Here is a 25778-nt window from a genome sequence, read left to right on the forward strand (position 1 = left end):
CGCTGGAAGTGGGGCGCATTATAAGGGGATTCGAAGGGGCGTCAACCTTTAATTTCAAGAAATTGAAATATCAGGGGAAAAGACCACATCAAGGCCACCAGGTGTTCGCCACAACACCTTCTGCGCCTATGAGATCGAGCGCCGCGCGGGCGGCGCTCGATCTTGTAGGCGCCAGAAAACACAAGGCAGGCACCTCTCAAAGCCAATGCCATCTCAAGACAGGCCCTTGGCAGCCCCACCCCGCTCTCAAACCGCCCTCCCCTGCCTCCGCCCAACCCTGGGCAGCACCCGCGAAACCGCAGGAACCCGCAACACCATCAACACCCCCCCAATAACCGCATAGATCGCCCACTCCCGCAGATCCGAGCGCACGATCCACAGAAAATGCAGCAAACCCAACCCAAGTATCACGTACACCAACCGGTGCAGCTTCTTCCACCTCGCCCCCAGCCGCCGCTGGCTATACCGATTCGAGGTAACCGCCAGGGCCAGCAACCCAAGAAACCCAAGCGCACCCACAATAATGTAGGGCCGCTTGCGCAACTCCACCGCCAACTGCCCCCAGTCCAACCCAAGGATAAAGAACAGATAAGCCAGGATGTGCAGCACGATATAGGCAAACACCCACAACCCCAGCTGCCGGCGCACCACGATCCAGCCAGACCAGCCCGTCAGTTTCTGCAGCGGCGTCATGCTCAAGGTAACCAGTAGAAAGGTCAGCGCCCCGAGCCCAAGGCGGTCCATCATGATCTTCCCGGGATCAGGCCCCAGCAGATTCATCGCTGCCTCATACAACCACCACACCGGGAACAGGCACCCCACGACAAAGATGGCCAGACGAAACCAGGGGTAACGCATCAATAGTTCTTCCGCAGATCGAGCCCGGTATACAGCGACGCCACTTCATCGGCATAGCCATTGAACATCTGGGTTTCCCGCACATTTGGACTGAACAGCCCGCTGGGCAGCCGCCGCTCGCGCGCCTGGCTCCAACGCGGGTGGTCGACCGTCGGGTTCACATTGGCATAGAAACCATATTCATCCGGCGCCAGTCCTTCCCAGGTGGTACCGGGCTGCTCGGCCACCAAGCTGATACGCACGATCGACTTGATGCTCTTGAAACCATACTTCCACGGCACCACCAGCCGCAACGGCGCACCATTCTGACTGGGCAGCTCCCGCCCATACATCCCGACCGCCATGATCGCCAACGGATGCATCGCCTCATCCAGGCGCAAGCCTTCTCTATACGGCCAGTCGATCAAGGCGAACCCCGAACGCTGCCCTGGCATGTGCTCCGGATCCTTCAGGGTTTCGAAGCGCACATAACGCGCCCTGGAAGTCGGCTCGACCTGCTTGAGCACCTGCGCCAACGGAAAGCCCAGCCACGGAATGACCATCGACCATGCCTCTACGCAACGCAGCCGGTAGATGCGCTCCTCGAGCTGGTACGGTTTGACGAAGTCCTCCAGCGCATAGCGCCCGGGCTTACCCACTTCACCATCGACCACAACGCTCCACGGTTCGGTTTTCAGGCTTTCGCCATTGGCCGCCGGGTCGCCCTTGTCGGGCCCGAACTCATAGAAGTTGTTGTAGTGGGTGGCATCCTTGAACGGTGTGATTGCCTCCCCTTTGACCGTTACTGCCTGCCATTGCGTGGCCGCGAGCTTTTCATTGAACCAGCCCGGCGCCTTGCCCGCCTCGACATCGGCGTAACGGCTAGCCTCGGTTGCACGCGTCATGCCCGGCAAAGCGCCCAGGGCCAGGCCGGCCAACGAGCCACCCAGCAGGGTACGACGGGAGAGGTAGATGCCTTCGGGGGTGATCTCCGACGCCTTGCACTCGGAAGACCTGGGTAGCTTGATGAGCATGAGCGGCTCCACAGTACTGGATTACGGATGTACCAGTAAGACTATGGAGCCGGCGGGTTATTCCAGCATTAAATGATTGTCACGCTTTGCGACGGCGTGCCTTCAGCAGGAACTGGATCGGCCCCGAAGCCGCATAGGCAAGGAAGATCAGCAGCAGGATACGCGGCGGGTCGCTGAACACCACGGCAAACACCAGCACCACGGCCAGGATCGCCACGAACGGCACCCGGCCCTTGAGGTCCAATTCCTTGAAGCTGTTGTACTTGATGTTGCTGACCATCAGCATGCCGGCAGCAGCCACCAGCAGCGCTACCAGGAACGACAGCTTGGAGCCCTGGATGCCGTAGTCACTGAACGCCCACACGGTACCCGCGACCACGCCCGCGGCAGCCGGGCTGGCCAGGCCGATGAAGTAGCGCTTGTCGGCGGTGCCGACCTGGGTGTTGAAGCGTGCCAGGCGCAGTGCTGCACCGGCCACATAGATGAAGGCGACCATCCAGCCAACCTTGCCCATGTCGCCCAGCGCCCAGCCAAAGGCCAGCAAGGCCGGAGCCACACCAAAGGCGACCATGTCCGACAGCGAGTCGTACTCGGCACCAAAGGCGCTCTGGGTGTTGGTCATGCGCGCTACACGGCCGTCGAGGCCGTCGAGCACCATGGCCACGAAAATGGCGATGGCAGCAAAGGCAAAGTACTTGCTCGCCTCGCGCGGGTCACCGGCGCTCAGGGCGCTCTGCGCGCTCATCGAGCTGATGATGGAATAGAAACCGGCAAACAGGTTGGCGGTGGTAAACAGGTTGGGCAACAGATAGATGCCGCGATGGCGCACTTTGCGCCCTTCGGCGTCATGCCCTTCTTCAACGTGCTCATCGACAGGTAGCAGGCTTTCGGCGTCGGAGGGCTTGTTCGGCTCTTCGGGACGTTCGCTCATGGAGGGTACCTTGCAACAGGATGGAAAATGTTCGACACGGGCCTGCAAAACAGGTTCTGACGGCAGGCCACTGGTCTGCTTTATACCAGAAGCTGACTGTCAGAACGAAAAAACGCGGCCGAAGCCGCGTTTTTCATCTTTCGATAAGACTTAGTTCTTGGTCTTGTCGACGATTTTGTTAGCCGAGATCCACGGCATCATCGAGCGCAGTTGCTCGCCGATGATTTCGATGCCGTGAGCGGCGTTGTTGCGGCGCTTGGCGGTCATCGATGGGTAGTTGGTAGCACCTTCGGAGATGAACATCTTCGCGTACTCGCCGTCCTGGATGCGCTTCAGGGCGTTGCGCATGGCCTTGCGGGATTCTTCGTTGATGACTTCCGGACCGGTTACGTACTCACCGTACTCGGCGTTGTTGGAGATCGAGTAGTTCATGTTGGCGATGCCGCCTTCGTACATGAGGTCAACGATCAGCTTCAGCTCGTGCAGGCACTCGAAGTAGGCCATTTCCGGCGCGTAGCCAGCTTCGACCAGGGTTTCGAAACCGGCCTTGACCAGCTCGACGGTACCGCCGCACAGAACGGCCTGCTCACCGAACAGGTCGGTTTCGGTCTCGTCCTTGAAGGTGGTTTCGATGATGCCGGTACGGCCACCGCCCACACCCGAAGCGTAGGACAGGGCGACGTTCTTGGCGTTGCCCGAAGCGTCCTGGTAGATAGCGATCAGGTCAGGGATGCCGCCACCCTTCACGAACTCGGAACGCACGGTGTGGCCCGGGGCTTTCGGCGCGATCATGATCACGTCGAGGTCGGCACGCGGAACGACCTGGTTGTAGTGGATCGAGAAGCCGTGGGAGAAGGCCAGGGTAGCGCCCTTCTTGATGTTCGGCTCGATTTCCTGCTTGTACAGCTGGCCCTGGAATTCGTCCGGGGTCAGGATCATGACCAGGTCGGCAGCAGCGACGGCAGAGGCAACGTCGGTCACTTTCAGGCCGTGGGCTTCTGCCTTGGCAACGGTGGCCGAACCTTTACGCAGACCGATGGTGACATCTACACCGGAGTCCTTCAGGTTGCACGCCTGAGCGTGGCCCTGGGAACCGTAACCGATGATGGCGACTTTCTTACCCTGGATGATGGAAAGGTCGCAGTCTTTATCGTAGAAAACTTTCATGAAAATACCCCTGGTTATATCTCGGCCCCTGCGGAGCCATCGCTAATTTTTGAATTTAGATGCTGAGCACTTTGTCGCCACGGGCAATGCCGGTAACGCCACTGCGCACGGTTTCGAGAATCGATGCAGTGCCGATCGCCTGGATAAAGCTGTCCAGTTTGTCGCTGGTGCCGCTCAGCTGTACGGTGTACACGCTGGCGGTCACATCGACGATCTGGCCACGGAAGATATCCGTGGTGCGCTTGATCTCGGCACGCTGGGCACCGGTGGCCTTGACCTTGACCAGCATCAGTTCACGCTCGATATGGGCGCTTTCCGAGAGGTCGACAAGCTTGACCACTTCAACCAGCTTGTTCAGGTTCTTGGTGATCTGCTCGATCACTTCGTCATGGCCAACAGTGGTCAGCGTCAGACGCGACAGGGTCGGGTCTTCGGTCGGCGCCACGGTCAGGCTTTCAATGTTGTAGTTACGCTGGGAGAACAGGCCGACCACACGGGACAACGCACCTGGTTCGTTTTCCAGCAGCAGGGAAATGATGTGCCGCATATCAGGTACGCTCCGTCTTGCTCAGCCACATGTCACGCATCGAGCCATCCTTGATCTGCATCGGATAGACGTGCTCACTGCGGTCAACCGCGATGTCGATGAACACCAGGCGGTCCTTCATCGCAAACGCTTCTTCCAGCTTCGGCTTGAGGTCCTTCAGGCTGGTGATGCGGATACCCACATGGCCATAGGCCTCGGCCAGCTTGATGAAATCAGGCAACGACTCGACGTACGAGTGCGAGTGACGACCGTTGTAGGCCATGTCCTGCCACTGGCGGACCATTCCCAACACACCGTTGTTCAGGTTGACGATCTTCACCGGCAGGCCGTACTGCATGCAGGTGGACAGCTCCTGGATGTTCATCTGGATGCTGCCTTCGCCGGTCACGCAAGCCACGTCCTGGTCCGGGAAGTTGAGCTTGACGCCCATCGCCGCCGGGAAGCCGAAGCCCATGGTGCCCAGGCCACCGGAGTTGATCCAGCGGTTCGGCTTGTTGAAGCGGTAGTACTGTGCCGCGAACATCTGATGCTGGCCCACGTCGGAGGTGACGAAGGCATCGCCATTGGTCACTTCGCACAGGGTCTCGATGACTTTCTGCGGCTTGATGACATTACCGTCGCCCTTGTCGTAAGGGAACAGCTCGCCATTGCCACGCCATTCGTCGATCTGCTTCCACCAGGCATCCAGCGCCGCCTTGTCAGGCTGCTCGCCGATTTCCTTGAGGATGCCGAGCATTTCGCTGAGCACGCTGTCGACTGGGCCGACGATTGGCACGTCGGCCTTGATCATCTTGGAGATCGACGCCGGGTCGATGTCGATGTGGATGATCTTGGCATTCGGGCAGAACTTGGCCGGGCCGTTGACCACGCGGTCGTCAAAGCGGGCACCGACGGCGAAGATGACGTCGGCATGGTGCATGGCCATGTTGGCAGTAAAGCTGCCGTGCATGCCAAGCATGCCGAGGAACTGGCGGTCGGTACCCGGGAAGCCACCCAGACCCATCAGGGTATTGGTGACCGGCAGGTTCAGCGACTTGGCGATTTCGGTCAGGGCTTCGGAGCCACCACCGAGAATCACGCCGCCACCGGAGTAGACGATCGGGCGCTTGGCCGCCAGCAGCATTTCGGCAGCCTTGCGGATCTGGCCGGAGTGGCCGCGTACCGCCGGGCTGTAGGAGCGCAGCTTGACCTTTTTCGGGTAGACGTATTCGAACTTCTCGGCCGGGTTGGTCATATCTTTTGGAATGTCGACCACGACCGGACCTGGGCGACCGGATTGCGCCAGGTAGAATGCTTTTTTCAGAACTTCGGGGATTTCGCTGGCATGTTTGATCATGAAGCTGTGCTTCACGATCGGCCGCGAAATACCGATCATGTCGGTTTCCTGGAAGGCATCGGTCCCCACCATGGTGCTAGGCACCTGGCCGGACAGGATGACCATCGGAATCGAATCCATGTAGGCGGTGGCAATACCGGTGATGGCATTGGTCGCGCCCGGGCCGGAGGTTACCAGCACCACGCCGGCCTTGCCGGTGGCGCGGGCGTAGCCGTCCGCCATATGGGTAGCTGCCTGCTCATGACGAACCAGGATGTGCTCGACTTCCGGTTCCTTGAACAGCGCGTCGTAAACATGCAGGAGAGCACCACCAGGGTACCCGTAGATGTGCTTAACGCCTTCGTCACGCAAGAAGCGGACGACCATCTCAGCGCCAGATAAAAGCTCCACGTTGTTCACCTCTAAAACGCCAGAATACCGCCCTCACTGGACGGGTCTTAATAGGTTTACTGCCAAGCAGAGCATGAGCGAACGTCAGCACTGACTGAGCAAGTATTGGGAGCGCCCCAGAGTGTTGCGGGGTTTTCCCACCCAGCGCGAGGTAACGCGTTGCGGGGTGTAACAGGTCGGCGCGGGTGTGCGCCTCATGATCTGCTTAGCGGGTCTGCTTCTGGCAGTCCCTCTACAGCGGAGATTGGATTCTTCTGATTCGGCGCCAACAAGTCAAGAAAAATTATTGCCAATTTTTCCCCAAGATGAATTCCTGCCACCACTAAAAATCGCTTCAGCAGCAGAATTAATAAGATTTCCACAAAAAAGGGCCACAATCTGCGGCCCTTGAAGGAAAAACTGAAGAAATCAGGCGGAAGGAGCAATCAATTGGTCAAATGCTGCCAACAGGCGGCGTAGCTCACGACTTTGCTCTGGCCGGTCGGTAAACACGGTTTCAGCCATGACCAGGATGCCGGAGGCGCTGGGCAGCGGCTGGCCCAGCTCGATGATGATCTTCATGCGTGGCAGGAAGATCCATTGCAGCCACTGTTCGAAACTGAGGGTATCGACAGCAAAAGGCACCGTGCTGCCCAGTGCCTCATCGCTTGGCGGCTCGTCATCCCACCAGCCTTGCACCTGCAGCTCTCGCTCGATCAGCAGCAGGTGGTCGGCAATATCCAGAATGCGCTGCTCGATCATCACGAATTGACCCGGGCTTTTTGCCGGGCCAGTGCGGCGCCAGCGCTGTCACCCTGCTTGTCTCGGGCCTGGGCGATGGTGTTCCACAGCTCGGCCTGCAGGCTCGGGCGGCCGTTGGCGTAAGTCAGGGCGCGACGCGCCAGCTGCTCGGCCTGCGGCGCATCACCTTGCGACAGGCGCACCTGGGCCAGGCGGTACAGCACCTGCGGCTCGCGCGGGGCAATGCGCTGGGCGCGCTCCAGGCTCGAGGCGGCACCGTTGAAGTCACCACTGCCCTGCTGCGTCTTCGCGGTGGTCAGCAGCGCCAGCACCGGGCCGTCCAGTTGCTCATCAGCCGACAGGCCACCCGCAGCAGCGCTGCTACGTGGGATACCGGTTGGCGCGCTGGTGCCTTGCGGGGTGCTGTTCATCGCCGCGATGTCGAAGGGTTCGTCGGCGATCGGGTTGGGGTTGGTGGTCATCGGTGCCGAACTTAGCGGCTCTGTGGTGATCGGCCCCGGGGTAATTGGCGAGGTGCTGATCGGCGCCGCGCCATTGGCCGCCGGAAACGTCTGGATGCCCGAAGCGCCAGCGCCCTGCGGGATCATCACGGTGACGCCGGAGTCCTCAGGCAGCGTTTGCGCCTGCGCGGTGCCGGCGTTATAGCCACCCGCAGAGCGGTTGGCCGTCACGCGTTCACTGTTGGATACGCGGGTGCTCGAGTCGACCACCGGAATATTGCCGCGTGGGACGCTGGCGCACCCCTGGAGCACCGCCAGCGCCGTCACGGCAGGAAACAGCCACTTGTTCACGTCACACCTCATCAATGCAGCCTGTGCTTAATTCATCCAGCCCTTGACCCAGTCCATGACCGATTCAACTGGATCCTGCTCGCCGCCACAGGTCGCGCCGGCGGGCGGTTCACTGCCGCGAATATACGGCATCTGCACCGCTCCCGGACAGCTGCCATCAGAACCATGGCCACTGTACGGGTCGATCCAGGCCTGCACCACGTTGTCCGGTTGCGGCATGTCCAGCGGCAGCGGGTCGGCCTTCTTCATGAAGCTGGTCCACACCTGCAGGGCACCGGTGGCGCCGGTAAATGGCGTTTTGCCGTTATCGTCACGGCCCATCCACACCACGGCCAGCAGGTCCTGGCTGAAGCCGGAGAACCAGCTGTCGCGCGAATCGTTACTGGTACCGGTCTTGCCCGCCAGGGTAAGGTTTCGCGGCAACGTGTTGTACACCGAACGGCCGGTACCTTCGCGCATCACCCGCTGCATGGCGTTCTGCACCAGGTAGATGGCCCCCGGATCGAAGGTTTGCTGGATCTGGAACGGGTAGCGCTTGAGCGGCTCACCCTCGGCGGTGAGCACGCTGCGGATACCGCGCATCGGGGTGTTGAAGCCGCCGTTGGCGATGGTCTGGTACATGGTCGCGACCTGCATCGGCGACATGCCGCCGGCACCCAGCAGCATGGCCGGGAAAGCCGGCCAGTCGACATTAACGCCCAGCCGGCCAATGGTCTTGATCACGTTGGGCACGCCTACTTCCAGGCCGATCTTGGCAGTCGACAGGTTGTAGGAGTTGGCCAGCCCCTGATACAGATAGATGGTGCCATGCGGGCGGCGGTCATAGTTTTGCGGGCGCCAGACCTGGCCGTCGGCACCTTTGACCGAGAACGGCTCGTCCTGCACCCAGCTGGTCAGGGTGTACTTGGTCGGTTGCTCCAGCGCGGTCAGGTACACCGCCGGCTTGACCAGCGAGCCGATCGGCCGCACGGCATCGATGGCGCGGTTGAAGCCGGCGAAGCCGGCCTGGCGGCTGCCGATCAGCGCCTGCACTTCACCGGTTTCCGGGTTGGTCACGACCATCGCCGACTCCACCTCGTCAGCACCCTTGCGGCCTGCCAGGCGCTTGAAAGTCTCGCTCATCGAGGTTTCGGCCTTCATCTGCAGGATCGGGTCGAAGCTGGTGAAGATGCGCAGGCCTTCTTCGGTCAAGTCTTCATCGCGGTAGTCCTGGCGCAGCTGACGCTTGACCAGGTCGAGGAAGGCCGGGAACGAGCTGTCGGCCAGGCTGCCGCGCTTGGTCACGCCCAGCGGCATCTTCTTCGCTGCATCGACTTCTGCCTGGCTGGCCACGCCCTGCTCGGCCACCAGGTCGAGCACCAGGTTGCGTCGGGCCAGGGCGCGGTCGGGGTAGCGACGCGGGTTGTAGTAGGACGGCCCCTTGACCATGCCCACCAGCAAGGCGATCTGGTGCAGTTTCAGTTCCGACAGCGGTTGGCTGAAGAAGAACTGGCTGGCAAGGCCGAAGCCGTGCACCGCACGCTGGCCATCCTGGCCGACGAACACCTCGTTGAGGTAGGCCTCGAGGATCTCGCGCTTGTCGTAGTGCAGCTCCAGCAGCACGGCCATCATCGCCTCGGTCAGCTTGCGGCTGAGGCTGCGCTCGCTGGTGAGGTAGAAGTTCTTCACCAGCTGCTGGGTCAGAGTACTGCCACCTTGGCGCATGGAACCTGCCGAGGTGTTGACCCACATGGCCCGGGCGATGGACTTGGGCGACACTCCGAAGTGGCTGTAGAAATCGCGGTCCTCCGTCGCCACCAGGGTTTCGAGCAGGTACGGCGGCACCTGGTCGATCTTGATCAGGATGCGGTCTTCGAGGTTTTTCGGGTAGATGCCGCCGATCATCAGTGGCTCCAGGCGCACTACGTCGAGCGTCTTGCCGTTGGCGCCGGAAAGGCCCGCCACGTAATCGCCGGAGAAGCGCACACGCACGAACTGCGCCGGCTCCATGCCCTCGTAGAACTGGAAGCCACGGGTATTGAGCTCGACGGTATTGCCGTTGACTGCCGCCGCACCCGGGCCGTTGGCCGCGCTTTCACGCCGGTAGCCGAGCGCGTCCAGCTCGGTGAGGAAGTCATTCTTGCTCAGCTTCTGGCCGGTGAACAGCTCCAGCGGCCGGGCATACACCTTGGCCGGGATGGTCCAGCGCTTGCCGGAGAACTTCTCCTGGACGATGGCATCGAGGTAAACCGCGAAGCCGGCGACGATCACCAGGCCGACCAGGCTGAGCTTCAAAGCCCAGCCCAGCCAGGCGCGGGAGCGGCCGGTCGGGCGTTTCTGAGGGGTACGGGGATTTCGGGTTCGGGTCATGACGGCGGATTATACGCACTTTATAAAGGCTGGGCAGACGCCCACGGCGGTAGGCAGGGACGGCACCATTGACCATAATGGCGCATTCGAATTCCCTGCCCCCGGAAGGATTTCCCGTGAGCCAAGCCCTTATCACTGCGTTGCAGAACCCAGCCCTGTACCCTCATCCCGTGGATGGGTTCCAGCTCATCGAGACGCATATCTCCTGGGTCCTGCTCACAGGCGAGTATGCCTACAAGATCAAGAAGCCAATGAACTTCGGCTTCCTCGACTTCACCGGCCTGAGCCAGCGCCAGCATTTCTGTAACGAAGAATTGCGCCTGAACCAGCGCCTGACCGACGGTCTGTACCTGGAAGTGTTGCCGATCACCGGCAGCGTTGACGCACCACAGATCGGTGGTGAAGGCGAAGCCATCGAATACGTGCTGAAGATGCGCCAGTTCCCCCAGGGGCAGATGCTCAACACCCTGCAGGCCAATGGCGAGCTGAATGCTGCGCACATCGACCAGATGGCCCGGCAGATCGCCGAATTCCACCTGCAGGCCCCGCGTGTGCCGGTGGAGCACCCACTGGGCACACCAGACAGCGTGATGGCGCCGGTGGAGCAGAACTTCGAGCAGATTCGCCCGTTCCTCAGCGACAAGGCCGACCTGCAACAGCTCGACGCCCTGCAGGCCTGGGCACGCAGCAGTTTCGAGCGCCTGCATGGCCTGCTGGAAAAGCGCAAGGCCAATGGTTTCATCCGTGAATGCCACGGTGACATCCACCTGGGCAACGCCACCCTGATCGATGGCAAGGTGGTGATCTTCGACTGCATCGAGTTCAACGAACCGTTCCGCCTGACCGACGTGTATGCCGACACCAGCTTCCTGGCCATGGACCTGGAAGACCGTGGCCTGAAATGCCTGGCCCGGCGCTTCATCAGCCAGTACCTGGAACTGACCGGCGACTACGAAGGCCTGGAACTGCTCAACTTCTACAAAGCCTACCGCGCGCTGGTGCGGGCCAAGGTGGCGCTGTTCAGCATGCCGGCCGATGCCGATGGCGTGCAGCGCGCCACCACCCTGCGCACCTACCGCAACTATGCCAACCTGGCAGAAAGCTACAGCGCCATCCCGTCGCGCCTGCTGGCCATTACCCACGGTGTTTCAGCGGTGGGCAAAAGCCACGTGGCCATGCGCATGGTCGAGGCCCTGGGCGCCGTCCGCGTGCGTTCGGACGTGGAGCGCAAGCGCCTGTTCGGCGAACAGCAACAGGCTGACGCTGGTCAGCTGAGTACTGGCATCTATGACCAGGACGCCAGTGTCGCGACTTACCAGCGCCTGCACGAGGTGGCGGCGACCGTGCTGCGTGCCGGCTTCCCGGTGGTGCTGGATGCCACCTACCTCAAGCGTGAGCAGCGCCAGGCCGCGGCGGACATCGCCAGCCAGACCGGGGTGCCGTTCCTGATCCTCGACTGTCATGCGCCGGATGCGGTCATCGCCAGCTGGCTGGAGCAGCGCCAGGCAGAAAACACCGACCCGTCGGATGCGACCCTGGAGGTGGTCAAGGCCCAGCAGGCCAGCCGTGAACCGCTGGATGCACAGGAACTGGAACAGAGCACCCGCGTCGATACCCAGAGTGCCGGTAGCATGGACCAGGTGATCGAGCAGATTCGCCAGCGCCTGCCTGGGCTGTAAGCTCACATCTTTCCTGCGCCGGCCTCTTCGCGGGCTTGCCCGCTCCCACAGGTACACCACTGCCCTGTAGGAGCGGGTTCACCCGCGTAGAGGCCGGCACAGGCAGCGCATATGCCCTGAGGACATCTCGTCGCCCCCGATGGCAAAAGGCCGCGCATTTCCTAACGCCCGCTACACTCCTCTCTGACCTGCTCGCGATTTATCCCCCAATCCCCGTTCAGCCATCGCAAGGAGGCTCGATGAACGATGAATTGCAGCATCTTAAGAATCTTGGCAAGACCTCTGCGCAGTGGCTGCATGCAGCCGGCATCCACAGTGCATCGGATCTACGCCGCCTGGGCGCGGTGGGTGCGTACCAGGCCGTGAAGACGCGAGGGTTCCGCGCATCGAAGGTGCTGTTGTATGCCATTGAAGGCGCCCTGCTGGACATGCACTGGAACGATTTGCCGCTCGAACGCAAAGAAGCGCTCAACCAACAACTGGATGCGAAAAGCCCCGCGCAAAAAAATCAAAAATAATCAGAGGAAGGGGATTGACGTCGAAATGAGAATGGTTATGATTATCGCAACTGGTCGCGAGACTGGTTGGATAAGCTAAGAGCCCCTGGTTCGGACTCTCAGATTATCTCCTCATCAGGCTAATCACGGTTATTGACCCGGCAATTTGCCGGGTCTTTTTTTCCCTTTGCAGCCTGTCACCGCAGTTGTGCGCAATAGTCCTGCTCCGGCATCGCCGCTGTGTACCACACATAGTCAGCCTCGCCCGCCTCGACCTGCTCACCCACCTCAACCAGCAGCAGTACCTTGCTCTCCCCCTGCGCTTGCAGGTCAGCCAGGTGCAACGGCACACCCAGGTCCTTGCGCACGTGATAAGCCCCGGCCAACAGCAGTGCCGGCTGCGGCGCCGCCAGCAAGCGCTCGGCCATGCGCCGGTCGCGCTGCTGCTGCACGGCCAGCATTGCCGGCAGCTGGCTTTCCGGCAGCATCCCGCAATGTCCGGCGCGCACCTGCTCCAGCAGGGCGGCCTTGACCGTCGGCGCATTGGACCGTTCGCCCATTAACGAAGCCGGCTGGCGATAGGCCTGGCGCATCTCGCCAGGTGAGAGGTTGGCGGACAGCAAAGGCACCCGCTGCTGCAAGGCTTCAGTCACGATTGGCCCGTACAGCTGCCAATCCCAGCCGTCCTGCCAGGCCATGGCCTTGGGCAGGTCTGCCGGCAAAGGTTGCCCCGCGAGCTTGTCCAGCAGCGGTTGCTGCTCGGGCTGCAACATCTCCAGCAGCAGGCTGCCCTGCGCGCGTTGGCCTTGCAAGGCACGCAGCAGCCACAGCTGCAGTGCGTGATGGTCGGAGTTGTCGTGTTTCTCGCCGACCAGCACCCGGGGGGCGGCAGACAGGTGCTGCACCAGCTGCTCAGGGCTGATCAGCTGGCCACTGGCAAGATCGACGATATGTCCCAGCTCGGCATGGCTGCGCCCTTCACTGCTCTGCCAAGCGGGCAGCGGTGGCAGGCTGGCCTGGCAGCCACCCAGTACCAGCCCCAGGCACAGCGAGAAAACGGACAGCAGCGGATGTCGCATGTGTATCTCCTCTCACGGCCTGACCGGAGTATGTAGGAGCAGCCTTGTGCTGCGAAAAGGCCGGTATGGGCAGCAGACATGCATTGTCAGTACCGGCCTCTTCGCAGCACAAGGCTGCTCCTACAAAGATCGCGCCAGTGTTAGCGGGTGATGATCAGCGGATGCCCACGCTCCGGGTGCGCCTGAACCAGTACATCGATCCCGTATACCGCCTTCAACGCCGCCGGCGTCAGCACTGCTTCGGGCGCGGCAAAGGCATGGCAGCGCCCCTGCTCCAGCAGCAGGATACGGTCACAGTAGCGCGCCGCCAGGTTCAGGTCATGCAGGATCACCAGCACCGCGGCGCCACGGTCGGCAAAGCGGCGCACGGCTTCCAGGGTGGTGTGCTGGTGCAGCGGGTCGAGCATCGAGGTCGGCTCGTCGAGCAGCAGCGCAGTGCCTGCTTCGCCCGGCCACAGCTGCGCCAGCACCCTGGCCAGGTGCACCCTTTGCCGCTCGCCGCCAGACAACGCCAGGTAACTGCGCTCTATCAGGTGCCAGGCATCCGCCGCCCGCAAGGCCGCCTCGACGATTTCCGCGTCGCGCCGCTGCCCGGTGCCATGGGGCATGCGCCCCATGCCCACCACTTCCTCGACCCGGAACGAGAACCCCAGGCTGGACACCTGCGGCAACACCGCCAGGCGCCTGGCCCGTTCCTGCCCGGCCCAGTCGGCCAGTGGCCTGCCCTGTAGCGTCACCCGCCCGCGATCGGGCGCCAGCTCACCACACAGCACACCCAGCAGGCTGCTCTTGCCGGCGCCGTTGGGGCCGAGCACACCTACCACCTGCCCCGGGCTCAGCTGCAGATGAATGTCATGCAGCACTTCGTTGCTGCCCCGCCGCAAGTGCAGGCCCTCGGCTTGCAACATCAGCTGCGTCCTCGTATCAGCAAGAAAAGGAAGAACGGCGCACCGATAAAGGACGTGACGATGCCAATCGGCAGCTCGGCAGGCGCCAGCAGCAGCCGCGCCGCCAAATCGGCGAACAGCATCAGCACGCCGCCGGCCAACAAGGAAGCTGGCAGCACCACACGATGGTCAGGCCCGGCCAGCAGGCGTACCAGGTGCGGCACCACCAGGCCGATGAAGCCGATCAGCCCGGCAGCGGCCACCGCCGCACCCACACCCAGCGCCGTGCAGAACACCAGCTCGCGCTTGAGTCGCTCCACATCGATGCCCAGGTGGCGCGCCTCCGACTCACCCAGCAGCATGGCATTCAGCGCCTTGGCCCGGCGTGGCAGCCATACCGCCACACCCGCTGCCACCAGCAGCAACGGCCATAGCCGCTGGTAACTGGCACCGTTGAGGCTGCCCAGGTTCCAGAAGGTCAGCGTACGCAGGGTGGCATCATCGGCCAGGTAGGAAAACAACCCCACGGCAGCCCCGCCCAGCGCGGTCATGGCCACACCGGCCAGCAGCATCGTGGCAACGTTGGTCTGGCCGTCGCGCCGCCCCAGGCGATAGACCAGCGCAGTCACACCCAGCCCGCCGATGAAAGCGCACAGCGACAACAGGTAAGGGGCAAGCATATCCGGCATGCCGCCCAGCCAGCTGCCGCCAACGATGGCCACCGCCGCGCCCACCGCCGCACCGGCGGCAACCCCTACCAGCCCGGGGTCGGCCAACGGGTTACGGAATAGCCCCTGCATGGCCACCCCGGACAACGCCAGCACCGCGCCCACCGCCAACCCCAGCAAGGTGCGCGGCAGGCGGATCTGGCCGAGGATCATCTCGGCCTGCTGCAGGCCATCAGCGGCGATGGGCAGCCCCAGCAGGCGCAGGCCGGCACGCAGGGTATCGAACAGCGGCAGGCTGACCGGCCCCAGGGCCAATGACAACCAGACCGCCAAAAGGCACAACAGGCTCAGGCAGATTAACAGCGTGCGTGGCTGGACCCGCTGCTTCATTGAGCGAGGCTGGCCTTGGCAGCCGGGTAGAAGGTGGCCGCCAGCGACTGCAGGGTTGCCGGCAGGCGCGGCCCGAGCCCGCCGACCAGCAGCGTCGGGTCAAGCGACACCAGGCGCTTCTCGCGCACGGCGCGCGAGGCCGCCAGTGCGGGGTTTTCTTTCAGCAACGCCTGCAAGGCCGGCTCATCGGCCAGCGCCCGGTCGGAAAACACGATCACATCCGGGTCCAGCGCCGCCAGTGCTTCGCTGGAGAAATTCTTGTAGCCCTGATGTTCCGCCAGGTTGCGCCCGCCTGCCTGGCTCAGCAGCCAGTCACCGGTGGTGCCCTGCCCGGCGATCAGCGGCTTGGCCCCGGCATGCCCGACCAGTAGCAACACCCCTGGCGCATTCTGTCCGGCCTGGGCCTGCCTGACCTTGGCCTGCAAGGCATCGAGCTTCTGGTGGTAGCCCGACGCCAACACCGCGGCTTGCCGTTCGGCGCCCAGCAACTGCCCCAGGTGCTTGAGGTTTTCATCCACCGCCGCCAGCTCGGCCTTGCTGGAGAACAGTTCGACCCGCACGCCAGCCTTGCGGATTTGCGCCAGTACCGGTGGCGGGCCCATCTCCTCGGTGCCCACCAGCACATCCGGGCGCAGGCTGAGAATGCCTTCCGCCGACAGCTGCCGCTGGTAGCCGACGCTGGGCAGTAACTTCAGCGATGAAGGGTGCTGGCTGGTGGTGTCCACACCCACCAACCGCGCTTCACCGCCCAACGCGCTGATCCATTCGCTCAGTGCGCCACCAGCGCTGACCCAACGCTGCGGCATCTCGGCCGCCAAGGCCTGGTTGGAGAGCACAAGGCTTGCGCACAGGGCGAACAAGGCGACAGGACGGCGCATCATCGGGTTCCTTCTGCAGGCGGGCCGCGCGCCTTGTGGCGGGCGACGGAACTGCGCACCATAGGCAGCCGGGCGCAGCGAATGCGAGCAATTTGATAATTATTCGCATTGATGCGTCAAGCCACCCCTTGTTTCACGAGTCGTCCTTGCCATGCACTTCCTTTGTACCTCACACGGCTTGGCCGAAGGCCAAGGCCGCGCCTTCAGCGTAGACGGCATCGAACTGTTCGGCGTGCGCCGCCAGGGCCAGGTGTACCTCTACCGCAACCGTTGCCCGCACCGTGGCATCCCGCTGAACTGGGCAGAGGATGCGTTTCTCGATGACAGCGCCAGCCTGATCCATTGCGCCCATCATGGCGCACTGTTCCTGATCGAAAGCGGCGAATGCGTGGCCGGGCCGTGCGAGGGCGAGCAACTGCAGGCCCTGGGCTGCCACGAGGACAGCCAGGGCATCTGGTTCAAGGAGTAAGCAGCACCGGCAGGCGGCGGTCGATGACGATACCTTCAGCGTCCAGGCGCGTACCGTAGGCCAGCACCTCCACCCCGTCCGCCACCGCCGCGCGCAAGGCCTGGGCATAGGCCGCATCGATTTCCTCGGCCGGGCGCACGGCGTCGATACCAGTCAGGTTCACGCAATACAGCTGCACCGCCCGCACGCCCTGCCTGGCCAGCTTCGCCAACTCGCGCAAGTGCTTGGCACCGCGCTGGGTCACCGCATCAGGGAAGGCCGCGACCGTGCTGTCGGGGTAGCCCAGGGTCACGCTCTTGACCTCGACATAGGCCGGGGCACCGTCGAACTCCAGACGAAAGTCGATGCGGCTGCCTTCCTCGCCGTAGGCCACTTCACGCCTGAGCGCGCTGAAACCGGCCAGTTCGGCGATAATGCCGGCACGAAGGGCCTCTTCGACCAGCGTATTGGCCCGCCCGGTATTCACACAGGCCAGCCGCCCCTGCGGGGTTTCGCTGATTTCCCAGGTGCCTGGCAACTTGCGCTTTGGGTCATTGGAGCGGCTGAACCACACCTGCCCGCCATCACGCATGCAGTTGAGCATGGAGCCGGTGTTCGGGCAGTGAATGGTCAGTTGCTCGCCGCCGGGCAGTTCGATATCCGCCAGAAAGCGCTTGTAGCGGCGCAGCAGGCGGCCCTGTTCGAGTGCGGGATGGAACTGCATCAGCCTTGCCAGCTCCGCAGGCCGCGGGCAATCCGCTGCACTGCCTCTTCCAGGCGCGGCAGGCTCTGGGTGTAGGCAAAGCGCACATGGTGCCCGGCCAGGTGGCGGCCGAAGTCCAGGCCCGGGGTGAAGGCCAGGTGCTCGGTCTCCAGGAAGTGCCGACAGAAGGCGAACGCGTCACCGCCAAAGGCACTGATGTCGGCATACAGGTAGAACGCACCCTGCGGCTCGACGGCAATGCGGAAGCCCAGTTCGCGCAGGGCGGGCAACAGGTAGTCGCGACGGCGGGCGAACTCGGCGCGGCGCTCCTCGAAAATGGCCAGGGTTTCGGGCTGGAAACACGCCAGCGCGGCATGCTGGGCCATGCTTGGCGCACTGATGTACAGGTTTTGTGCCAGCTTCTCCAGGTCGGCCACCGCGCCAGGGGGCGCTACCAGCCAACCGAGGCGCCAACCGGTCATGCCGAAATACTTGGAAAAACTATTCAGGACGAATGCCGAGTCGTCCACTTCCAGCACGCTGGGTGCGTCCATGCCATAGGTCAGCCCGTGGTAGATCTCGTCCACTACCAGGTGGCCATGCCGTTCGCGGGTGGCGTGGGACAGGCTGGCAAGCTCGTCACGCCCCAGCACGGTGCCGGTCGGGTTGGCCGGCGAGGCGACCAGGGCACCGACCGTGTCCTTGTCCCAGTAGCGGTCGACAAGGTCGGCGGTCAGCTGGTAGTTCACATCCGGGCCCACTGGCACCAACTGCGCCCCGCCCTCGACCAGGCGCAGGAAGTGGCGGTTGCACGGGTAGCCCGGGTCGGCCAGCAGCCAGTGCTTGCCCGGGTCGACCAGCAGGCTGCTGGCCAGCAATAGCGCACCAGAGCCACCCGGGGTGATGAGGATGCGTTCAGGGTCGATACTCAGGCCATAACGCTGACCATAGAAGCCGGCAATGGCTTCGCGCAGCGCCGGCAGGCCGCGTGCGGCGGTGTAGCGGGTGTGCCCGGCGGCCAGTGCCGCCTGGCCGGCGGCAACGATGGGCGCGGCCGTGGTGAAGTCCGGTTCGCCGATTTCCAGGTGGATCACGTCGTGTCCGGCCGCCTGCAGCTCGTTGGCCCGGGCCAGCAGCGCCATGACGTGGAAGGGTTCGATGGCGCGGCTGCGCGCACTGTAGGGGTGGGCCATGACCTTCTCTCAATTGGGTCTAAACTGGAGATTCTACCTCTGCACGCTACCGAACGTGCGGCTCGCGCCGCTGTCAATTACCAAGATAGGGCGGGGTAGCGCACCCCTGATCTATCTGGTAAGTTCGGCGGCTCGCAGTCGCAGGGCCGGCGGGTGCCGGAGATGGAGCAGCCTGCGCATTGGATCAGATGAGTGAGAGGCGGTCTATTCATGTCCACCGTAGAAAAGCAAAAAGCCCAGACCATGTACGGTGTCGAGCCCTACGTAGAAACCAAGGGTGAAGAGTACATGGGCGAGCCCATGAAAAAGCACTTCACCAAGCTTCTTGGCGCCTGGAAGCAAGAGCTGATGACCAGTGTGGACCGCACTGTGGACCACATGAAGGACGAAGCAGCCAACTTCCCAGACCCGGCCGACCGTGCCAGCCAGGAAGAAGAATTCGCCCTGGAGCTGCGCAACCGTGACCGCGAGCGCAAGCTGATCAAGAAGATCGACAAGACCCTCGACAAGATCAAGGCCGACGAGTACGGCTGGTGCGAATCGTGCGGTATCGAAATCGGCCTGCGTCGCCTGGAGGCGCGCCCTACCGCCGACCTGTGCTTCGACTGCAAGGAAATCGCCGAGAAAAAGGAAAAAACGGTCGGCAAAGGCTGATCTTTCTTTCCACCTGAACGGGGCGCATCATGCGCCCCGTTTCATTTATATGCCCAGCCTGACCATGACCGACTCCAGCTACATCGGGCGTTTCGCCCCCACCCCCAGCGGCTTCCTGCACTTCGGCTCGCTGGTCGCCGCCCTCGCCTCCTGGCTCGATGCCCGCGCCGTCAACGGCCGCTGGCTGCTGCGCATGGAAGACACCGATCCTCCCCGAGAAATGCTCGGTGCCCGTGATGCGATCCTGCAGACCCTGGAGCGCTACGGCCTGGAGTGGGATGGCGAGGTGGTATTCCAGAGCCAGCGGCATGATGCCTATGCCGCAGTGGTCGACCGCCTGTTCAACATGGGCCTGGCCTACGCCTGCACCTGCTCGCGCAAGCAGCTGGAGGGTTACAACGGTATCTACCCAGGCCTGTGCCGCAACGCCGGGCATGCCCGTGAAGGTGCGGCAATCCGCTTGCGCGTGCCGGAGTTGATCTACCGCTTTACCGACCGGGTGCAGGGCGAGTACCAGCAACACCTGGGGCGTGAGGTGGGCGACTTCGTCATCCAGCGCCGCGACGGGCTGTATGCCTATCAGTTGGCGGTGGTGCTGGACGATGCCTGGCAAGGTGTTACCGACATCGTGCGTGGCGCCGACCTGCTCGACAACACCCCGCGCCAGCTGTACCTGCAAGAGTTGCTGGGCTTCTCGCAGCCGCGTTACCTGCATATTCCGCTGATCGTGCAGCCGGACGGGCACAAGCTGGGCAAGTCGTACCGCTCGCCGCCGCTGCAGGCAGACCAGGCGACACCGCTGTTGCTGCGGGCGTTGCGGGCGCTGGGGCAGGAAGCAGACCCCGAGTTGTTGCTGGCAACGCCGGCTGAAGTGCTGGCGGTGGCGCGCAAGCAGTGGCGGCCCGAGGCGATTGCGCAGCGGACCACGGTGCCGGAGGCTGATTTGCGCTGAGGCATTAGCGGCCTCTTCGCGGGCACGCCCGCTCCCACAGGAACTACACCACCTTCAAGATTTGTGGTTTACCTGTGGGAACGGGCGCGCCCGCGAAGAGGCCGGCACAGGCAACCCCCATCAAAAACAAAAGCCCAATAAATTCAACCCCTTGGCGAACCCTATGGATTCCCGCTAGCATCCCCCCAGCCATTTGCGCCAATAATAAGTCCAAGCCCGCAGCGCCCAACCATCGAGGCCAGCATGTACATCTATCGTTTGGTCCTGCTTCTGGTCGTGGGGATCTACCTGTTCTCCCCGGCCATCATGGACTGGTGGATCGAACCGACCGGAGCCTGGTATCGCCCTTACCTGCTCTGGCTGATCCTGATCGTCGTCACCTTCATCCTGCAGAGCCAACGAGATGCCGATGAGCTTTAGCCTGACCCAGATGATCCTGATCAGCGCCGCGTACCTCATGGTGCTGTTCGGCGTGGCCTGGATCAGCGAGCGGGGGCTGATCCCGCGTTCTATCATTCGCCACCCGCTGACCTACACCCTGTCGCTGGGTGTGTACGCCAGTGCCTGGGCCTTCTATGGTTCGGTGGGCCTGGCCTACCAGTACGGCTACGGCTTCCTTGCCTGTTACCTGGGGGTGTCCGGCGCGTTCCTGCTGGCGCCGGTACTGCTCTACCCGATCCTGAAGATCACCCGCACCTACCAGCTCTCCTCGCTGGCCGACCTGCTGGCGTTCCGCTTCCGCAGTACCTGGGCCGGGGCGCTGACAACCATCATCATGCTGATCGGCGTGCTGCCCTTGCTGGCCCTGCAGATCCAGGCGGTGGCCGACTCGATCAGCATCCTCACCGGTGAGCCGGTCAAGGCCCGGGTAGCCTTCGCTTTCTGTACGCTGATCATCCTGTTCACCATCTTCTTCGGCTCGCGGCACATCGCCACACGCGAAAAGCACGAAGGGCTGGTGTTCGCCATCGCCTTCGAGTCGGTGATCAAGCTGCTGGCCCTGGGCGGTATCGGCCTGTACGCCCTGTATGGCGTGTTCGGCGGCCCGCACGAACTGGAAGTGTGGCTGTTGCAAAACCAGACCGCCCTGGCTGCCCTGCATACCCCGCTGCAGGAAGGCCCATGGCGTACCCTGCTGCTGGTGTTCTTCGCCTCGGCCATCGTCATGCCGCACATGTACCACATGGCCTTCACCGAAAACCTCAACCCACGCTCGCTGGTCAGCGCCAGCTGGGGCCTGCCGCTGTTCCTGCTGCTGATGAGCCTGGCTGTGCCGCTGGTGCTGTGGGCCGGCCTGCGCCTGGGCGCCAGCACCAACCCCGAGTACTTCACCCTGGGCCTTGGGATTGCCGCCAACAACCAGGCACTGGCGCTGCTGGCCTACATCGGCGGCTTGTCGGCCGCCAGCGGGTTGATCATCGTCACCACCCTGGCGCTGTCTGGCATGGCCCTCAACCACCTGGTGCTGCCGCTGTACCAGCCGCCGGCCGAAGGCAACATCTACCGCTGGCTGAAGTGGACCCGCCGCGCGCTGATCGTCGCCATCATCACCGCCGGGTTCATGTTCTACCTGACCCAGAACAACCACCAGAGCCTCGCCAACCTGGGCATCGTCGCCTTCGTCGCCACGTTGCAGTTCCTGCCGGGCGTGCTGTCGGTGCTGTACTGGCCGACTGCCAACCGCCGAGGCTTCATCGCCGGCCTACTGGCCGGCACCCTGGTGTGGATGGTGACCATGCTTTTGCCACTGCTGGGCAACCTGCAGGGCTTCTACATCCCGCTGCTGGACATGATCTACGTGCTGGACGACACCAGCTGGCACATGGCGGCCATCGCCTCGCTGGCGGCCAACGTGCTGTTGTTCACCCTGATTTCACTGTTCACCAACGCCAGCAATGAAGAGGTCAGCGCCGCCGAAGCCTGCGCGGTGGACAACGTGCGCCGCCCGCAACGCCGCGAGCTGCATGCCGCCTCACCACAGGAGTTCGCCACCCAGCTGGCCAAGCCGCTGGGCGCCAAGGCCGCGCAGAAGGAAGTGGAGCAGGCCCTGCGCGACCTCTACCTGCCGTTCGACGAGCGCCGCCCCTATGCCTTGCGCCGCCTGCGCGACCGTATCGAGGCCAACCTGTCCGGCCTGATGGGGCCGAGCGTGGCCCAGGACATGGTCGAGACCTTCCTGCCGTACAAGTCCGGTAACGAAAACTACGTGACCGAGGACATCCACTTCATCGAAAGCCGCCTGGAAGACTACCACTCGCGCCTGACCGGCCTGGCCGCCGAGCTCGACGCCCTGCGCCGCTACCACCGCCAGACCCTGCAGGAACTGCCCATGGGCGTCTGTTCGCTGGCCAAGGACCAGGAAATCCTGATGTGGAACAAGGCCATGGAAGAGCTCACCGGCATCGCCGCCAAGCACGTGGTCGGCTCGCGCCTGGTCACCATCGACGAACCTTGGCGCGGACTGCTGCAAGGCTTCATCAACGTGCCCGACGAGCACCTGCACAAGCAGCGCCTGGCGCTGGACGGCCAGCCGCGTTGGCTGAACCTGCACAAGGCCGCTATCGACGAGCCGCTGGCCCCGGGTAACAGCGGCCTGGTGCTGCTGGTGGAGGACCTTACCGAAACCCAGGCGCTGGAGGACAAGCTGGTGCACTCCGAGCGCCTGGCCAGCATCGGCCGCCTGGCCGCCGGCGTGGCCCACGAGATCGGCAACCCGATCACCGGCATCGCCTGCCTGGCGCAGAACCTGCGCGAGGAGCGTGAGGGCGATGGCGAGATCATCGAACTGTCCAGCCAGATTCTTGAACAGACCAAGCGGGTATCGCGCATCGTCCAGTCGCTGATGAGCTTCGCCCATGCCGGCGGCAGCCACCAGAACAGCGAAGAGCCGGTATGCCTGGCCGAAGTGGCGCAGGACGCCATTGGTCTGCTGGCGTTGAACCGGCGCAATTTCGAAGTACAGTTCTTCAACCTCTGCGACCCGGAGCACTGGGCCGAAGGGGACCCGCAGCGCCTGGCCCAGGTGCTGATCAATCTGCTCTCCAACGCCCGCGACGCATCAAAGCCCGGCAGCGCCGTGCGCGTGCGCAGCGAAGTCAGCGAACACACCGTCGACCTGATCGTCGAGGATGAGGGCAGCGGGATACCGAAGAACATCATGGACCGCCTGTTCGAACCCTTCTTCACCACCAAGGACCCGGGCGAAGGAACCGGACTGGGGCTCGCTCTGGTCTATTCCATCGTGGAAGAGCATTATGGGCAAATCACCATCGACAGCCCGGCCGATATCGAACGGCAACGTGGCACCCGGATCCGCGTGACCCTGCCCCGGCATGTCGTAGCGACGTCCCCTGAAATTCGAGACCGTCGAGAGAATTGAATCAATGCCGCACATTCTGATCGTCGAAGACGAAACCATCATCCGCTCGGCCTTGCGTCGTCTGCTCGAGCGGAACCAGTACCAGGTCAGCGAAGCCGGCTCGGTGCAGGAAGCCCAGGAACGCTTCAGCATTGCCACCTTCGACCTGATCGTCAGCGACCTGCGCCTGCCAGGCGCGCCCGGCACCGAACTGATCAAGCTCGGCCAAGGCACCCCGGTGCTGATCATGACCAGCTACGCCAGCCTGCGCTCGGCGGTAGACTCGATGAAAATGGGCGCGGTGGACTACATTGCCAAGCCCTTCGACCACGACGAGATGTTGCAAGCCGTGGCGCGCATCCTGCGCGATCGGCAGAATGCCCCGGCCACCGCACCGGCGGCCGAGCCACGCGCCACCAATGGCAAGGCCGCCCCGGCCGACAAAGGCAGCGCGGCAGCCGCCAATGGCGAAATCGGCATCATCGGCTCGTGCCCGCCGATGCAGGACATGTACAGCAAGATCCGCAAAGTCGCGCCCACCGACTCCAACGTGCTGATCCAGGGCGAGTCGGGCACCGGTAAAGAGCTGGTCGCACGCGCCCTGCACAACCTGTCGCGCCGGGCCAAGGCACCGATGATTTCGGTGAACTGCGCAGCCATCCCCGAGACACTGATCGAGTCCGAGCTGTTCGGCCACGAAAAAGGTGCGTTCACCGGCGCCAGCGCCGGGCGCGCAGGCCTGGTGGAAGCAGCCGATGGCGGTACCCTGTTCCTCGACGAAATCGGCGAACTGCCGCTGGAAGCCCAGGCCCGCCTGCTGCGCGTGCTGCAGGAAGGCGAGATTCGCCGGGTGGGTTCGGTACAGTCGCAAAAGGTCGATGTGCGCCTGATCGCCGCGACCCACCGCGACCTGAAGAACCTGGCCAAGGCCGGCCAGTTCCGTGAAGACCTGTATTACCGCCTGCACGTGATCGCCCTGAAACTGCCTGCCCTGCGCGAGCGCGGCAGCGACGTCAACGAGATCGCCAGCGCCTTCCTCGCCCGCCAGAGCGCGCGCATCGGCCGCGACGACCTGCACTTCTCGGCCGAAGCCGAGCAGGCCATTCGTCACTACAGCTGGCCGGGTAACGTGCGAGAGCTGGAAAACGCCGTTGAGCGTGCGGTGATCCTCAGCGAGAGCGCCGAAATTTCCGCCGACCTGCTGGGCATCGACATCGAACTGGGCGACCTGGAGGACGACGAAATCCTCGACAACGCCCTGGCCGTGGCCAGTGCGGCCAATGCCAGCCATGAGCCGACCGAGGACTTGTCGCTGGAGGACTACTTCCAGCACTTCGTGCTCGAGCACCAGGACCACATGACCGAGACCGAGCTGGCCCGCAAGCTCGGGGTCAGCCGCAAGTGCCTGTGGGAACGTCGCCAGCGCCTGGGCATCCCGCGGCGCAAGAGCAACGCTACCAGCGAGTAACCGCGTTGCCTGGGCGGGAGTGCCCCCGCCCTGATCGCTCTCTGCCAGCCGTTCCGGCCTCTTCGCGGGCACGCCCGCTCCCACAGGAATTTCGTTGCCCTCAAGGGTGATGCAATACCTGTGGGAGCGGGCGTGCCCGCGAAAGGGCCGGCAAAGCCAGCGCACACACCCCAGGTAACACCTCAGCCCCCGCAAAAATCTGTTACCCAAGCTTTCCGCCGTAACAGTTCCCGAGGCGTACGGTAACGAAATTTCGACATTTTCAGCCCCGAAAAATCTGTCACACCTCTTCAACCCATTGATTTTAATAGGTTTGTAAAAGTTGGCACGACACCTGCTATATGTCTGGTACAAGAACAATAACAAGCACTGCAACTCAGAATAAGAACAAGACGAAACGGCTCACGCACAATAAAAACAAGACGGCGGAGGCGCAGCTAACTGATTCTTTTGGAGAGGATGCGTGTTTGGGGCTTGCCCCACAACCAGGCAGAGAACAACAAAAACTGCACTAAAAAGCAGCGCCTGAACTGGTTGGATCAACAGATCAACGTGACATCAGCGACCAAAGCAATCCGTTTGCTCTTAACCCCTGGATTGGGGGTCGTCCACAAGCTTCGAGATTTGTGGACAGGGCGCTCAACAAAAACAAGAAGCCCAGCAAAAAAACAATAAGAGCACGCAACGACTTCTTGGGGAGCTTAGGCTCCCCTTGTCGTTTCTACCCTCCCGCAGGCATCCTGCTACCCGCCTACACCATTCCTTGAGTAAATGCTAGAATCCCCGCCCATCATGCGGCCA

At 63.0% G+C, this 25778-nt stretch carries 23 protein-coding genes; 8 read left to right on the forward strand and 15 right to left on the reverse strand.

Going from position 1 to position 25778, the window contains the following annotated elements:
* Window positions 1-246 precede the first annotated feature (246 nt).
* The 9 genes from msrQ to mrcB form a co-directional block, all read right to left on the reverse strand.
* The gene (msrQ, locus tag A4C63_RS04985; protein WP_063911761.1) at window positions 247-858 is read right to left on the reverse strand and encodes a protein-methionine-sulfoxide reductase heme-binding subunit MsrQ; all 612 of its coding nucleotides are present in this window, start codon (window positions 856-858) and stop codon (window positions 247-249) included.
* Window positions 858-1871 carry a protein-methionine-sulfoxide reductase catalytic subunit MsrP gene (gene msrP, locus A4C63_RS04990; protein ID WP_063911762.1) on the reverse strand — a complete coding sequence of 338 codons (1014 nt, stop codon included), beginning with the start codon at window positions 1869-1871 and terminating at the stop codon, window positions 858-860. The genes msrQ and msrP overlap by 1 nt, the downstream gene beginning before the upstream one ends.
* 79 nt (window positions 1872-1950) lie before the next feature.
* The gene (gene pssA / locus A4C63_RS04995) at window positions 1951-2802 is read right to left on the reverse strand and encodes a CDP-diacylglycerol--serine O-phosphatidyltransferase (protein ID WP_003250045.1); all 852 of its coding nucleotides are present in this window, start codon (window positions 2800-2802) and stop codon (window positions 1951-1953) included.
* A gap of 150 nt (window positions 2803-2952) precedes the next feature.
* Entirely contained in the window at window positions 2953-3969 is a 1017-nt protein-coding gene (gene ilvC, locus A4C63_RS05000; protein ID WP_013974255.1) for a ketol-acid reductoisomerase, read from the reverse strand.
* A gap of 55 nt (window positions 3970-4024) precedes the next feature.
* Entirely contained in the window at window positions 4025-4516 is a 492-nt protein-coding gene (ilvN, locus tag A4C63_RS05005) for an acetolactate synthase small subunit (RefSeq protein WP_003250040.1), read from the reverse strand.
* 1 nt (window position 4517) lies between these two features.
* The gene (locus tag A4C63_RS05010) at window positions 4518-6242 is read right to left on the reverse strand and encodes an acetolactate synthase 3 large subunit (protein WP_015271834.1); all 1725 of its coding nucleotides are present in this window, start codon (window positions 6240-6242) and stop codon (window positions 4518-4520) included.
* 408 nt (window positions 6243-6650) lie between these two features.
* Entirely contained in the window at window positions 6651-6983 is a 333-nt protein-coding gene (locus A4C63_RS05015; protein ID WP_063911763.1) for a YqcC family protein, read from the reverse strand.
* Complete coding sequence (locus A4C63_RS05020; protein WP_063911764.1) at window positions 6983-7786, reverse strand: M48 family metallopeptidase; 804 nt, start codon at window positions 7784-7786, stop codon at window positions 6983-6985. The genes A4C63_RS05015 and A4C63_RS05020 overlap by 1 nt, the downstream gene beginning before the upstream one ends.
* A 15-nt stretch (window positions 7787-7801) precedes the next feature.
* The gene (mrcB, locus tag A4C63_RS05025; protein WP_063911765.1) at window positions 7802-10123 is read right to left on the reverse strand and encodes a penicillin-binding protein 1B; all 2322 of its coding nucleotides are present in this window, start codon (window positions 10121-10123) and stop codon (window positions 7802-7804) included.
* Window positions 10124-10239: 116 nt separating this feature from the next.
* Between mrcB and A4C63_RS05030 the strand changes: the two genes are divergently transcribed.
* Together A4C63_RS05030 and A4C63_RS05035 are read left to right on the forward strand one after the other, a co-directional pair.
* On the forward strand, window positions 10240-11802 hold the full coding sequence (locus A4C63_RS05030; RefSeq protein WP_063911766.1) for a bifunctional aminoglycoside phosphotransferase/ATP-binding protein: 1563 nt from the start codon (window positions 10240-10242) through the stop codon (window positions 11800-11802).
* Between the two features lie 239 nt (window positions 11803-12041).
* On the forward strand, window positions 12042-12320 hold the full coding sequence (locus tag A4C63_RS05035; RefSeq protein WP_013974260.1) for a TfoX/Sxy family protein: 279 nt from the start codon (window positions 12042-12044) through the stop codon (window positions 12318-12320).
* 176 nt (window positions 12321-12496) lie between these two features.
* On the opposite strand, the gene A4C63_RS05040 is transcribed toward A4C63_RS05035, so the two are convergent.
* From A4C63_RS05040 to A4C63_RS05055, 4 genes are all read right to left on the reverse strand, one after another.
* Window positions 12497-13378 (reverse strand): ChaN family lipoprotein, encoded by an 882-nt coding sequence (locus A4C63_RS05040; RefSeq protein WP_063911767.1) that lies wholly within the window; start codon window positions 13376-13378, stop codon window positions 12497-12499.
* A 140-nt stretch (window positions 13379-13518) separates the two neighbouring features.
* On the reverse strand, window positions 13519-14286 hold the full coding sequence (locus A4C63_RS05045) for a heme ABC transporter ATP-binding protein (RefSeq protein WP_063911768.1): 768 nt from the start codon (window positions 14284-14286) through the stop codon (window positions 13519-13521).
* On the reverse strand, window positions 14286-15323 hold the full coding sequence (locus A4C63_RS05050) for an iron ABC transporter permease (protein WP_063911769.1): 1038 nt from the start codon (window positions 15321-15323) through the stop codon (window positions 14286-14288). The genes A4C63_RS05045 and A4C63_RS05050 overlap by 1 nt, the downstream gene beginning before the upstream one ends.
* Window positions 15320-16204 (reverse strand): hemin ABC transporter substrate-binding protein, encoded by an 885-nt coding sequence (locus A4C63_RS05055; RefSeq protein ID WP_063911770.1) that lies wholly within the window; start codon window positions 16202-16204, stop codon window positions 15320-15322. The genes A4C63_RS05050 and A4C63_RS05055 overlap by 4 nt, the downstream gene beginning before the upstream one ends.
* A gap of 148 nt (window positions 16205-16352) precedes the next feature.
* Between A4C63_RS05055 and A4C63_RS05060 the strand changes: the two genes are divergently transcribed.
* A complete protein-coding gene (locus A4C63_RS05060) occupies window positions 16353-16670 on the forward strand; it encodes a Rieske (2Fe-2S) protein (RefSeq protein ID WP_063911771.1) in 318 nt (105 codons plus the stop codon).
* Here A4C63_RS05060 and sfsA read toward each other — a convergent pair.
* Together sfsA and A4C63_RS05070 are read right to left on the reverse strand one after the other, a co-directional pair.
* On the reverse strand, window positions 16660-17373 hold the full coding sequence (gene sfsA, locus A4C63_RS05065) for a DNA/RNA nuclease SfsA (protein WP_063911772.1): 714 nt from the start codon (window positions 17371-17373) through the stop codon (window positions 16660-16662). The genes A4C63_RS05060 and sfsA overlap by 11 nt on opposite strands.
* Window positions 17373-18545, reverse strand: a complete 1173-nt coding sequence (locus A4C63_RS05070; RefSeq protein ID WP_063911773.1) for a pyridoxal phosphate-dependent aminotransferase — start codon at window positions 18543-18545, stop codon at window positions 17373-17375. Before A4C63_RS05070 ends, sfsA begins: the two co-directional genes overlap by 1 nt.
* A 210-nt stretch (window positions 18546-18755) precedes the next feature.
* Here A4C63_RS05070 and dksA point away from each other — a divergent pair, with 210 nt between their 5' ends.
* From dksA to A4C63_RS05090, 5 genes are all read left to right on the forward strand, one after another.
* On the forward strand, window positions 18756-19199 hold the full coding sequence (dksA, locus tag A4C63_RS05075) for an RNA polymerase-binding protein DksA (RefSeq protein WP_012274224.1): 444 nt from the start codon (window positions 18756-18758) through the stop codon (window positions 19197-19199).
* A 64-nt stretch (window positions 19200-19263) separates the two neighbouring features.
* The gene (gene gluQRS, locus A4C63_RS05080; RefSeq protein ID WP_063912399.1) at window positions 19264-20151 is read left to right on the forward strand and encodes a tRNA glutamyl-Q(34) synthetase GluQRS; all 888 of its coding nucleotides are present in this window, start codon (window positions 19264-19266) and stop codon (window positions 20149-20151) included.
* Window positions 20152-20394: 243 nt separating this feature from the next.
* Complete coding sequence (locus A4C63_RS26235) at window positions 20395-20571, forward strand: hypothetical protein (protein WP_003250005.1); 177 nt, start codon at window positions 20395-20397, stop codon at window positions 20569-20571.
* Window positions 20555-23530 carry a sensor histidine kinase gene (locus A4C63_RS05085; protein ID WP_172827485.1) on the forward strand — a complete coding sequence of 992 codons (2976 nt, stop codon included), beginning with the start codon at window positions 20555-20557 and terminating at the stop codon, window positions 23528-23530. Before A4C63_RS26235 ends, A4C63_RS05085 begins: the two co-directional genes overlap by 17 nt.
* 4 nt (window positions 23531-23534) lie before the next feature.
* Window positions 23535-24977, forward strand: coding sequence for a sigma-54 dependent transcriptional regulator (locus A4C63_RS05090; protein ID WP_063911775.1), 1443 nt, complete (start codon window positions 23535-23537; stop codon window positions 24975-24977).
* Window positions 24978-25778 lie beyond the last annotated feature (801 nt).

The organism is Pseudomonas sp. p21 (assembly GCF_001642705.1).
Lineage (GTDB): Bacteria > Pseudomonadota > Gammaproteobacteria > Pseudomonadales > Pseudomonadaceae > Aquipseudomonas.